Origin of the sequence: Pseudomonas sp. NPDC089734, from assembly GCF_044748865.1 — a bacterium.
Lineage (GTDB): Bacteria > Pseudomonadota > Gammaproteobacteria > Pseudomonadales > Pseudomonadaceae > Aquipseudomonas.
Map to the genome: position 1 here is coordinate 1 of NZ_JBIVGV010000008.1, position 12,168 is coordinate 12,168.

Annotated in this window: 9 protein-coding genes and 2 pseudogenes; 9 read left to right on the forward strand and 2 right to left on the reverse strand. The window is 58.1% G+C overall.

The features are described from left to right. Both ACIPY9_RS12290 and ACIPY9_RS12295 read right to left on the reverse strand, forming a co-directional pair. Nucleotides 1-173 (reverse strand): annotated as a pseudogene (locus ACIPY9_RS12290) (IS3 family transposase); the annotation flags it as partial. 62 nt (nucleotides 174-235) lie between these two features. Beyond that, nucleotides 236-637, reverse strand: a pseudogene (locus ACIPY9_RS12295) (transposase); the annotation flags it as partial. Between the two features lie 695 nt (nucleotides 638-1,332). On the opposite strand from ACIPY9_RS12295, the gene flhA reads away from it, so the two are divergent. The 9 genes from flhA (at nucleotide 1,333) to ACIPY9_RS12340 (ending at nucleotide 12,162) form a co-directional block, all read left to right on the forward strand. Then, the gene (gene flhA / locus ACIPY9_RS12300) at nucleotides 1,333-3,462 is read left to right on the forward strand and encodes a flagellar biosynthesis protein FlhA (RefSeq protein ID WP_400701004.1); all 2,130 of its coding nucleotides are present in this window, start codon (nucleotides 1,333-1,335) and stop codon (nucleotides 3,460-3,462) included. An 11-nt stretch (nucleotides 3,463-3,473) separates the two neighbouring features. After that, the gene (gene flhF, locus ACIPY9_RS12305; protein ID WP_400701007.1) at nucleotides 3,474-4,805 is read left to right on the forward strand and encodes a flagellar biosynthesis protein FlhF; all 1,332 of its coding nucleotides are present in this window, start codon (nucleotides 3,474-3,476) and stop codon (nucleotides 4,803-4,805) included. 115 nt (nucleotides 4,806-4,920) lie between these two features. Continuing rightward, a complete protein-coding gene (fleN, locus tag ACIPY9_RS12310; RefSeq protein WP_025260877.1) occupies nucleotides 4,921-5,754 on the forward strand; it encodes a flagellar synthesis regulator FleN in 834 nt (277 codons plus the stop codon). Further along, nucleotides 5,751-6,491, forward strand: coding sequence for an RNA polymerase sigma factor FliA (gene fliA, locus ACIPY9_RS12315; RefSeq protein WP_025260876.1), 741 nt, complete (start codon nucleotides 5,751-5,753; stop codon nucleotides 6,489-6,491). Before fleN ends, fliA begins: the two co-directional genes overlap by 4 nt. A 259-nt stretch (nucleotides 6,492-6,750) precedes the next feature. Then, a complete protein-coding gene (locus ACIPY9_RS12320; protein ID WP_183134005.1) occupies nucleotides 6,751-7,125 on the forward strand; it encodes a chemotaxis response regulator CheY in 375 nt (124 codons plus the stop codon). Nucleotides 7,126-7,144: 19 nt separating this feature from the next. After that, a complete protein-coding gene (locus ACIPY9_RS12325; RefSeq protein WP_400701573.1) occupies nucleotides 7,145-7,930 on the forward strand; it encodes a protein phosphatase CheZ in 786 nt (261 codons plus the stop codon). 33 nt (nucleotides 7,931-7,963) lie between these two features. After that, entirely contained in the window at nucleotides 7,964-10,222 is a 2,259-nt protein-coding gene (locus tag ACIPY9_RS12330) for a chemotaxis protein CheA (RefSeq protein ID WP_400701013.1), read from the forward strand. 51 nt (nucleotides 10,223-10,273) lie between these two features. Then, nucleotides 10,274-11,422: a chemotaxis response regulator protein-glutamate methylesterase gene (locus ACIPY9_RS12335; protein ID WP_400701016.1), complete on the forward strand. Its 1,149-nt coding sequence runs from the start codon at nucleotides 10,274-10,276 to the stop codon at nucleotides 11,420-11,422. Beyond that, a complete protein-coding gene (locus ACIPY9_RS12340) occupies nucleotides 11,422-12,162 on the forward strand; it encodes a flagellar motor protein (RefSeq protein WP_400701019.1) in 741 nt (246 codons plus the stop codon). Before ACIPY9_RS12335 ends, ACIPY9_RS12340 begins: the two co-directional genes overlap by 1 nt. Nucleotides 12,163-12,168 lie beyond the last annotated feature (6 nt).

The window sequence follows — 12,168 nt, forward strand, 5'->3', positions numbered from 1 at the left end:
AGGTTTGGGGCTATAGGCAGATCATGTTTGCTGTTAGTGGTATGCGTGAACTTACGTTTCCAGGTCGCTACCAGTCCCTGTTTCTTCATGATTTTGCGGATTTTGAAGAGCCCCATACGGACACCTTCAGCCTGCAACGCCTTGAGCAACCGTCGACTGCCAAAGCAGCACTCATGGCGGTAAAACAGCGCTTTGAGCTTGATCTCAGTTGCGTCGACCGCCACCTTTCCCAATCCACGTTGAGCCGCCTCGTAGTAACCGGAACGGCTGATCCGCAATAACCGGCAGACACGTGCCACCGGGTAGGCCTTACCTTGTAATTGGTGAACCGCCTTGTGGATCACTTCAACTCGCGGGCAAAGAAGGCTGTAGCCTTTTTTAGGATGTCTTTGTCCATCTTCAACTCGCGCACTTGCTGCTCAAGCTCACGGATACGCTGCTGCTCGGCGGTCAACGGCTTGCCAATCCCGGCACCACCCAGTTGCTCTGATTCGTATTGCTGAACCCATCGGCGTACTGCGGTATCGCCTATGTTCAGATCACGACAGACCTGGCTGACGCTCATGCCCTGATCCTTGACCATCTTGGCGACTTCCAGCTTGAAGCTGGGATCAAAGCTTCTGTTCTTCTTGCTCATACAGACTCCTCAGTAGGTGTAGTTTCCCCTATTGAGGTGTCCGGAGCCATTAAACCAGCACACCTGGCGGCGCTTGCTCGGCTCCTGCCTCGCACCCCACTCCACAACACCTCCACTCGGCCTTCACCAACGTCGCAGCCGGTGGTGTCCGGGCTTTTTGTGTTTGAAAAGCAAAAGCGAGAAAAGCTTCTTGTGGAGATATCACAGACGCCGGATCAGCGCCGGAGCGAAGGAACCCTGCCGTCAGGCAGGGCTGAACCCGGAGCAGTGGCTTTGCCTACTTTGTCCGAAAACAAAGTAGGGCGCCGTAAAGGCGCAAGGCGGCATAAAGCCGAACGCCCCATTCAGAAATAAACACGTTCCTCACCAGTGAACATATCCTGATTGGACGGAGCTTTTTCGCGGATAAATCCGCTCCTACGGGGTCCGCCTTTACGGCGGGCCCCTTCGTTCCGGCGTTGTTCCATGGTGCCGCGCCGATGGGTCATCCCTGGCCTGGCGGCGCTTGCTCGGCTCCTGCCTCGAAAGAAAGCTTCTGCCGCTAGAGCGCGATACGCCAAGCAACGAAACAAGTTGTCATCAGCTTGTGGCTTTGTGCTGGCAAGTCGCTGCTAAAGTTGGACGGCTTTTTGCAATAGGTCGATTCAGGTCGCCTTGGGCGTCAAAGTTTTGATTTAGTGCGCAGGTAAAGAACAGTGGATCGCTCTCAGATTATCAGTAGCGCACGCAGCAACCTCGCCGGTTTGGGTCGCGGTCAGCTGGGTGTCCCGCTGTTGTTGCTGGTCATGATGGCAATGATGATGTTGCCCATACCGCCTTTCCTGCTGGACGTGTTCTTCACGTTCAACATCGCACTGTCGATTGTCGTCTTGCTGGTCTGCGTCTATGCCTTGCGACCGCTGGACTTCTCGGTGTTCCCGACCATCCTGCTGGTGGCGACGCTATTGCGTCTGGCCTTGAACGTGGCGTCGACCCGGGTGGTCATGCTTCACGGTCAGGACGGCCATGCGGCGGCGGGCAAGGTGATCCAGGCCTTCGGTGAAGTGGTGATCGGCGGTAACTACGTGGTCGGTATCGTGGTGTTCGCGATCCTGATGATCATCAACTTCGTGGTAATCACCAAAGGTGCCGGCCGTATTTCCGAGGTCAGCGCGCGATTCACCCTCGATGCGATGCCGGGCAAGCAGATGGCGATCGACGCCGACCTCAACGCAGGTCTGATCGATCAGGCAGAAGCAAAACGCCGTCGTGCTGAAGTGGCCCAGGAGGCCGAGTTCTACGGTTCCATGGACGGTGCCAGTAAATTCGTTCGTGGTGATGCGATTGCGGGGCTGTTGATTCTGTTCATCAACCTCATCGGCGGTATGCTGGTTGGCATATTGCAACACAACATGACCTTCGCCGATGCTGGCCGCGTTTATACGTTGCTGACCATTGGTGACGGTTTGGTGGCGCAATTGCCATCACTGCTGTTGTCCACAGCTGCGGCGATCATGGTGACCCGTGCTTCCGGTTCGGAAGAGATGGGCCGGATGATCAACCGCCAGATGTTCACTTCTCACAAGGCACTGGCCGTATCGGCAGCGATCATGATTGTGATGGGTTTGGTGCCGGGTATGCCGCACTTCGCTTTCATCAGCCTGGGGTTGGTGGCAGGAGGGGCTGCTTACCTGCTCTGGAAGAAACAGAATATGGCCAAGGTTGAAGCATTGGCCGAAGTCCAGCGTCAGCAGGAGCTGCTGCCGTCTCCGACCCGTGTCCAGGACTCCAAGGAGCTGGGCTGGGACGACGTAACGCCTATCGACATCATCGGTCTGGAAGTGGGCTACCGCCTGATTCCTCTGGTGGATCGCAACCAGGGTGGTCAGTTGCTGGCGCGGATCAAGGGTGTGCGCAAGAAGCTGTCCCAGGAGCTTGGCTTCCTGATGCCGACAGTTCACATTCGCGACAACCTCGACCTGGCACCCAGCGCCTATCGTTTGACGCTGATGGGGGTGATTCTGGCCGAAGCCGAGATCTATCCCGACCGTGAGTTGGCGATTAACCCGGGTCAGGTGTTCGGCACGCTCAACGGTATTACTGCCAGAGATCCGGCGTTCGGTCTTGAGGCTGTCTGGATCGAAATCAGTCAGCGCAGCCAGGCTCAGTCGCTGGGTTACACGGTGGTGGATGCCAGTACCGTGGTCGCGACGCACTTGAACCAGATTCTCTACAAGCATTCCCATGAGCTGATCGGGCATGAAGAAGTCCAGCAACTGATGCAATTGCTGGCCAAGAGCTCGCCCAAGCTCGCTGAGGAGCTGGTGCCGGGTGTTCTTTCGCTGTCGGCGCTGCTCAATGTGTTGCAGGCTCTGCTGGCCGAGCATGTGCCGGTGCGTGATATCCGCAGCATTGCAGAAGCCATCGCTAACAATGCCGGAAAGAGTCAAGATACCGCCGCTTTGGTGGCTGCCGTGCGGGTTGGTCTGAGCCGTGCAATCGTGCAAAGCATTGTGGGGATTGAGCCGGAGCTGCCTGTCATCACGCTGGAGCCAAGGTTGGAACAAATATTGCTCAATAGTTTGCAGAAGGCTGGTCAGGGTCAGGAAGAAGGCGTTCTTCTTGAGCCAAGCATGGCTGAAAAGCTCCAGCGTTCGTTGATTGAGGCCGCCCAGCGTCAGGAGATGCAAGGGATGCCGGTAATTCTCCTGGTAGCGGGTCCGGTTCGGGCCATGCTGTCACGATTTGGACGATTGGCTGTACCGAACATGCATGTTCTGGCGTATCAGGAAATTCCTGACAATAAGCAAGTCACCATCGTAGCGACTGTCGGGCCTAACGGCTGAGGTAGTGAGTCATGCAAGTTAAGCGATTTTTCGCCGCCGATATGCGTCAAGCCATGAAACTGGTTCGCGATGAGCTGGGCGCAGAGGCGGCCATCATCGGCAACCGTCGTATTGCCGGTGGCGTCGAGCTGACAGCTGCTCTGGACTACAAGCTTTCCGCATTGGCGCCACGGGTGCCGAACATGGAGCTTGAGGACGAGCTGCGCAAGACTCAGTCGCGTATCGTTTCCGCTCAGGCTGAACTGACCAATCGCAGCGACAGCGATGCGTCGAACAATCGTCAACTGTTCTCCGGCATGCCGTTCGATGCTCTCGACAAGCATATCGAGCCGACGCTCGAAGAGCCGCCGCGTCCGTTCGTCCAGCCTCAGGCATCTGCCGCCGCCGAGCCGGCTGCCGGGCAGCGTGTCTATGACTCCATGCGCCAGGAATTGAATGGCCTGCGCGAGTTGCTTGAAGTCCAGCTCGGCTCGCTGGCCTGGAACCAGTTGCAAGGCAGTCGCCCGCAGCAGGCCAGCCTGTGGCGTCGTCTGCAGCGTGTCGGCCTGTCTGGCCCTCTGTCGCGTGATCTGCTGGAAATGATTCCTGAAATCGATGAGCCGCGTCAGGCCTGGCGCATGCTGCTGGCTCACCTGGCACGGATGATTTCCGTTCCTGATGTCGAGCCGCTCGAAGAGGGGGGCGTGATTGCCATGGTCGGTCCGGCCGGCATGGGCAAGACCACGACCCTCGCCAAGCTGGCGGCCCGTTACGTCCTGAAGTACGGCCCGCAGAACATCGCCCTGGTGAGCATGGACAGTTTCCGTATCGGTGCCCAGGAACAGCTCAAGACCCTTGGTCGCATTCTGAATGTGCCGGTAACCCACGTCGATCCGGGGCAGTCTCTGGCCCAGGCGCTGGATCCGCTGCTGCGCAAGCGTGTGGTGTTGATCGACACCGCTGGCCTGCAGGCCAGTGATCCGGCCTTGCGCATGCAGCTGGAAAGTCTGGCTGGTCGCGGTATCCGCGCCCGCAACTATCTGGTACTGGCCACGACCAGCCAGAAGCAGGTGCTGACGGCGGCCTATCACAGTTACAAGCGTTGTGGCCTGGCAGGTTGCATCCTGACCAAGCTTGATGAAACCGCAAGTCTCGGGGAGGTATTGAGCCTTGCGATCGGCCATGAGTTACCGGTGGCCTACCTGACTGATGGACCACGTATTCCTGACGATCTGCACCTGCCGCGTCGCCACCAGTTGGTGAGCCGCGCAGTGAGTGTGCAAATGCAGGATGAGCCGAGCGAGGAAGCGATGGCCGATATGTTTGCCGATCTTTATCACACACCCGGCAAGAGAGTGGGGTGAGTGATGGATATTACTGGAATGTCCCTGCATCAATGGTCTGCCAGGCATTGTTCGTCAACGAACATGCAGCCCGTAATGTGGCTTCGGTCTACGCAAGACAAGGTAAAGAAATAACATGGGCAGCATGCATCCCGTACAGGTAATCGCAGTGACTGGCGGCAAGGGTGGCGTCGGCAAGACTAATGTGTCGGTGAACCTCTCACTGGCGCTGGCCGAACTCGGCCGTCGTGTCATGCTGCTGGATGCCGACCTTGGTCTGGCCAATGTCGATGTTCTGCTGGGGCTGACGCCCAAGCGGACGCTGGCTGACGTCATCGAGGGCCGTTGTGATCTGCGCGATGTCCTGTTGCAGGGGCCGGGCGGTGTTCGCATCGTGCCTGCGGCTTCCGGCACCCAGAGCATGGTCCATCTGTCTCCGGCGCAGCATGCCGGTCTGATCCAGGCCTTCAGCGAGATTGGCGACAACCTCGATGTGTTGGTGATCGACACGGCGGCAGGTATCGGCGAGTCGGTTGTCAGCTTCGTGCGGGCGGCCCAGGAAGTGTTGCTGGTGGTCTGCGATGAGCCGACGTCGATTACCGACGCCTACGCACTGATCAAACTGCTTAACCGCGACTACGGCATGAACCGTTTTCGCGTTCTGGCCAATATGGCCCAGAGCCCACAGGAAGGGCGCAACCTGTTCGCCAAACTGACGAAAGTGACGGATCGCTTCCTTGATGTGGCTCTGCAATATGTGGGTGCCGTACCTTACGATGAGTGTGTGCGCAAGGCCGTGCAGAAGCAGCGCGCTGTCTATGAAGCATTCCCTCGCTCCAAATGTGCTCTGGCTTTCAAGGCCATTGCCCAGAAGGTCGACACCTGGCCATTGCCAGCCAATCCACGCGGTCATCTGGAGTTCTTCGTCGAACGACTTGTTCACCAGACCAGTGCGGGGCCTGTTCAATGACAGCGAGCGGCTTTCAAATGTACAGCAAGGCTTCCAGGAATTCGCAATACGAACTGATCGAGCGTTATGCTCCGTTGGTCAAGCGCATCGCCTACCACTTGCTGGCGCGTCTGCCAGCCAGTGTGCAGGTGGAAGATCTGATCCAGGCCGGCATGATCGGCCTGCTGGAAGTGTCTACCAAGTACGACTCCACCAAGGGCGCGAGTTTCGAGACCTATGCCGGGATCCGTATTCGTGGCGCAATGCTCGATGAAGTCCGCAAGGGAGACTGGGCACCGCGCTCGGTTCACCGCAATACGCGCATGGTCAGTGATGCAATTCGCGCAATTGAAGCAAAAACTGGCCGTGACGCTAAAGATCATGAAGTTGCGGCCGAACTCCAGTTAAGTCTCGATGATTACTACGGGATTTTGAATGATACCTTGGGCAGTCGGCTTTTCAGTTTCGACGACCTCTTGCAGGACGGCGACCACGAAGGGCTGCACGAGGACGGCGCAAGCGGCTCGCTTGAACCGTCCCGCGATCTGGAAGACGAGCGTTTCCAGGCCGCATTAGCCGATGCGATTGCCAATTTGCCGGAGCGTGAGCGTCTGGTCTTGGCGCTGTACTATGACGAGGAGCTGAACCTCAAGGAAATCGGTGAGGTGCTTGGGGTCAGCGAGTCACGAGTCAGCCAGTTACACAGCCAGTGCGCAGCTCGTTTGCGAGGGCGTTTGGGGGAATGGCGAGCGCGTTGACAGGCAATATGTGACTTGTAGTGGTTATATGTTGTCTGCATGCCGGCTGTGCAAAGCGTTGCGTGGTAACCGGATAGACAAGGCAGGAGCCTGTCAGACAGAGCTTCAGGCCTGCAGCTTGAGGTCTCGAGTCTGTTGTTTTACCAAGCCCGTCGTCGTTTTCGTACAGCCGGGGGTGTGCTGTGCCAGTATTGAGTGAACAGCGTGTTCAGGTGCTGAATGCGTTAAAGACTGCTTGGAGGTCGAATTGGACAAGAACATGAAAATCCTCATCGTTGATGACTTCTCAACGATGCGGCGGATCATTAAAAACCTGTTGCGTGACCTGGGGTTCACCAACACATCTGAAGCGGACGATGGCATCACTGCCTTGCCGATGCTTCAAAGCGGTTCCTTTGACTTCTTGGTGACTGACTGGAACATGCCTGGCATGACCGGGATCGATCTGTTGCGTCAGGTGCGTCAGGATGAGCGTCTCAAAAGCCTGCCGGTACTGATGGTGACCGCCGAAGCCAAGCGTGAGCAGATTATCGAAGCTGCCCAGGCCGGCGTAAATGGTTACGTCGTCAAGCCGTTCACAGCCCAGGTGCTGCAAGAGAAGATCGAAAAGATCTTTGAACGCGTCAACAGCTGATGCATGCCGCGAGGGCGCTATGGAGAACAACGATTCGTTGGGTGACTTTGAGTCAACCCTGAAGAAACATGCGCATGAGCTTGTGGCCAGTCTGGAAAAAGGCCGGTTTGGCGATGCGGTGCAACTGATCCACGAGCTTAACCAGGCTCGGGATCGCGGTCTGTATCAGGAAGTCGGCAAGCTGACTCGTGAGCTGCATAGTGCGATCGTCAATTTTCATATTGACCCGAACATGCCGCAAGCCGAAGAAGTGTCCCAGATCACTGATGCGGCCGATCGTCTGTCGTATGTTGTGAGACTGACCGAGAATGCGGCCAACCGCACGATGGATCTGGTCGAGCAAAGCACTCCGATCATGAACGGGTTGAGCGACGACGCCAAGGCGTTGAGCGCTGACTGGGGACGTTTCATGCGTCGTGAGATCGGAGCTGAAGAGTTCCGCGATCTGGCCAAACGTGTTGACGGTTTTCTGTCTCGCACCGGGTCGGAATCTCATACCGTGGCAGCCAATCTCAATGACATTCTGCTGGCTCAGGATTATCAGGACCTGACCGGTCAGGTGATCAAGCGTGTCACTCAATTGGTCACCGAAGTTGAAAGCAATTTGCTCAAACTGGTGCTCATGGCCAGTCATGTCGATCGGTTTGCGGGTATCGAACACGATCAAAAAGCGATCCTTGCTGAAAAAGATCCTAAAAAACATATCACGCAGGGTGAAGGTCCGCAGATTCATGCCGATAAACGTGAAGACGTCGTATCCGGACAGGATGATGTAGACGATCTGCTATCGAGCCTTGGCTTCTAGGTCTGTTGACGGTTAATTTTAGGGAGCACCCCAATGAGCTTCGGCGCCGATGAAGAGATCCTTCAGGATTTTCTGGTAGAGGCCGGCGAAATTCTGGAGCAGTTGTCTGAACAGTTGGTCGAGCTGGAAAGCCGACCGGATGATGCGGACCTGCTCAACGCAATTTTTCGCGGTTTTCACACTGTAAAAGGGGGCGCCGGCTTCCTCCAGCTCCATGAGCTGGTGGAGTGCTGCCACATCGCCGAAAACGTGTTCGACATCCTTCGCAAGGGGGAGCGCCGCGTTGACGCCGAGTTGATGGACGTGGTCCTTGAAGCACTGGATACAGTCAACAGCATGTTCGGTCAGGTGCGTGAACGTACCGACCTGACGCCTGCGACTCCCGAGCTTCTGGCTGCGCTGTCGCGTCTGGCCGAACCTGAGTCTGCCCAGCAGGCTGAGGTCGCTGCTCCGCCACCACCACCTCCTGTCGTAGAGGCGGCTCCTGTCGAGCCAGCCCCGAGCGATGAAATCACCGATGCCGAATTCGAGCACCTGCTCGATACCATGAGTGCGGCGAAAGCCGAGGCAGCCCCGGCTCCAGCGGCGGCAGCGGCTGGTGATGATGAAATCACCGACCAGGAATTCGAGTCGTTGCTTGATCAGTTGCATGGCAAGGGCCAGTTTGCGCCGGATGCCCTGGCTGCACCTGCGCCTGTGGCAGCTGCCCAGAGCGAAGGGGCGGCGGCACCTGCCAGCGATGAAATCACCGATGATGAATTCGAGGCACTGCTCGATCAGTTGCATGGCAAGGGTTCGTTCGACGGCGGTATCGCGGCGGCTCCGGTCGTTGCACAGGCCGCCGCTGCCAAGGCACCGGCGGCTGCGGCTTCCGATGAAATTACCGATCACGAGTTCGAGAGCCTGCTGGATGAGTTGCATGGCAAGGGCAAGTTCGAGCCTCAGGCTGTAGCCGGTAATGCGGCGGCAGCAACACCGCCACCTCCGCCTCCGGCACCTGTCGCGGCAGCCAAGCCTGCACCGGCGCCTGCTGCGAAGCCGGAACCTGCCAAGGCCGCTCCTGCGGCGGCTCCGGCCCGCGCGCCTGCTGCTGCCGGTGGTGAAAAGCCTGTGGCATCGGAAGCCGAAACCACTGTACGTGTCGATACAGCGCGCCTGGACGAGATCATGAACATGGTCGGCGAACTGGTGCTGGTGCGTAACCGTCTGGTACGTCTGGGCCTGAACAGCGGCGATGAAGCCATGTCCAAGGCCGTGTCGAACCTGGATGTGGTGACGGCCGACCTGCAGACGGCGGTGATGAAAACCCGCATGCAGCCGATCAAGAAAGTCTTCGGTCGCTTCCCGCGACTGGTTCGCGATCTGGCGCGTCAGCTCAAGAAGGAAATCAACCTGGAGCTGGTCGGTGAAGAGACCGACCTGGACAAGAACCTCGTCGAGGCCCTTGCCGACCCGCTGGTCCACTTGGTGCGCAACGCGGTCGACCACGGTATCGAAATGCCTGAAGAGCGCGAAGCGGCAGGCAAGTCACGCGGTGGCCGAGTGATTCTTTCGGCGGAACAGGAAGGCGACCATATCCTGCTGTCGATTTCCGATGACGGCAAGGGCATGGACCCTAACGTCCTGCGTGCCATCGCCGTGAAGCGTGGCGTGATGGACAAGGATGCGGCCGATCGTCTGAGCGATACCGACTGCTACAACCTGATCTTTGCTCCGGGCTTCTCGACCAAATCCGAGATCTCGGACATCTCCGGGCGTGGCGTGGGTATGGACGTGGTGAAAACCAAGATCGCCCAGCTCAACGGTACGATCAACATCTACTCCACCAAGGGCCAGGGCTCCAAGATTGTCATCAAGGTGCCTCTGACTCTGGCAATCATGCCGACGCTGATGGTCATGCTGGGGAATCAGGCATTTGCCTTCCCGCTGGTCAACGTCAACGAGATCTTCCACCTGGACCTGTCGACCACCAATGTCGTCGATGGTCAGGAAGTCGTGATCGTGCGTGACAAGGCCTTGCCGTTGTTCTACCTCAAGCGCTGGCTGATCAGCTCTGCCGCTTATGAAGAACAGCATGAAGGGCATGTGGTGATCCTTTCGGTCGGCACCCAGCGCATCGGCTTCGTGGTCGATCAACTGGTCGGTCAGGAAGAGGTGGTCATCAAACCGCTGGGCAAGATGTTGCAAGGTACGCCTGGCATGTCGGGTGCCACCATTACCGGTGACGGTCGCATCGCCTTGATTCTGGATGTACCGAGCATGCTCAAGCGTTACGCCGCACGGCGTATTTGATTCTGGTGATGCGGGCAGCGCAAGCTGCCTGCTGAACCTATTGGAGTGTTTATGGCAGTCAAGGTCCTGGTGGTGGATGATTCCGGTTTCTTCCGCCGCCGCGTATCGGAAATTCTTTCTTCGGACCCCAACATCCAGGTCGTCGGCACGGCGACAAATGGCAAGGAAGCAATCGAACAAGCTCTGGCGCTAAAGCCGGATGTGATCACCATGGACTACGAAATGCCGATGATGGATGGCATTACGTCGGTCCGGCACATCATGCAGCGCATTCCGACTCCTGTCCTGATGTTCTCTTCGCTGACGCATGAAGGTGCCCGCGTCACGCTGGATGCACTGGACGCCGGTGCAGTGGACTTCCTGCCCAAGAATTTCGAAGACATTTCGCGTAACCCGACGAAGGTCAAACAACTGCTGTGCGAGAAGATCAACAGTATCGCGCGCAGCAACCGTCGTTTCAGTGCCATGGGTGGCCATGCCGCGGCTCCTGCTCCCGCAGCGCCTGCCCCGACAGCGGCACCGGCCCGTACTCCGCCGCCGGCCCGCACGGCCCCGACCCGTACCGCGCCAGCGCCCGTGACTCATGCACCTGCCCATGCGACGCATGCGCCAGCCCATTCGGCAGCGCCCAAGCGTAAGGCTTACAAGCTGGTGGCCATCGGTACATCCACTGGTGGTCCGGTTGCCCTTCAGCGGGTTCTGACCCAACTGCCCGCCAGTTTTCCGGCACCCATCGTTCTGATCCAGCACATGCCGGCAGCCTTTACCAAGGCTTTTGCCGAGCGCCTGGACAAGCTGTGCAACATCAGTGTCAAGGAAGCCGAGGATGGTGACGTCCTGAGGCCGGGCCTGGCATTGCTGGCCCCCGGAGGCAAGCAGATGATGGTGGACGGTCGTGGCACGGTGAAAATCCTGCCGGGCGACGAACGCCTCAATTACAAGCCCTGTGTGGACATCACCTTCGGTTCGGCTGCCAAGTCCTATGGGGACAAAGTGCTGGCCGTGGTGCTGACCGGCATGGGGGCTGACGGTCGCGAAGGCGCTCGCTTGCTCAAGCAGGGCGGCAGCAGCGTCTGGGCGCAGGACGAAGCAAGCTGCGTGATCTATGGTATGCCGATGGCGATTGTAAAAGCCGATCTGGCGGATGCGATCTACAGCCTGGACGATATCGGCAGGCATCTGGTTGAGGCCTGTATCTGATGGATGTATTGAGTCTTATCGGTCTGATCCTGGCGTTCGTTGCGATTATCGGCGGTAACTTTCTCGAAGGCGGGCACCTGGGTGCCCTGATCAACGGACCGGCAGCCCTGATTGTGCTGGGTGGTACGCTGGGCGCTTCGTTGCTGCAATCGCCCATGAGTGCCTTCAAGCGTGCCATGCAGATCGTGGTCTGGATTCTGTTCCCGCCCCGTATCGATCTGGCCGGCGGTATCGACCGCGTGATTGCCTGGAGCCTGACCGCTCGCAAGGAAGGGCTTCTGGGCCTGGAGTCGGTTGCCGATACCGAGCCTGACAACTATGCCCGCAAAGGGTTGCAGTTGCTGGTGGACGGTGCCGAACCTGAAGCGATTCGCAGCATCCTGGAGGTGGATTTCATCACCCAGGAAACCCGTGACATCTCGGCGGCCAAGGTATTTGAAAGCATGGGCGGCTATGCGCCCACCATCGGGATCATCGGTGCGGTCATGGGCCTGATCCACGTGATGGGCAATCTGGCCGATCCAAGCCAGTTGGGAGGCGGTATCGCAGTGGCATTCGTGGCAACCATTTATGGTGTCGCAACAGCCAACCTGATCCTTCTGCCCATTGCCAACAAGCTCAAGGCCATCGCACACCGTCAGGCCCGCTATCGGGAAATGTTGCTTGAAGGGCTGTTGTCCATTGCCGAGGGTGAAAACCCGCGCTCCATCGAACTCAAGCTGCAAGGCTTCATGGAGTAACGCCTC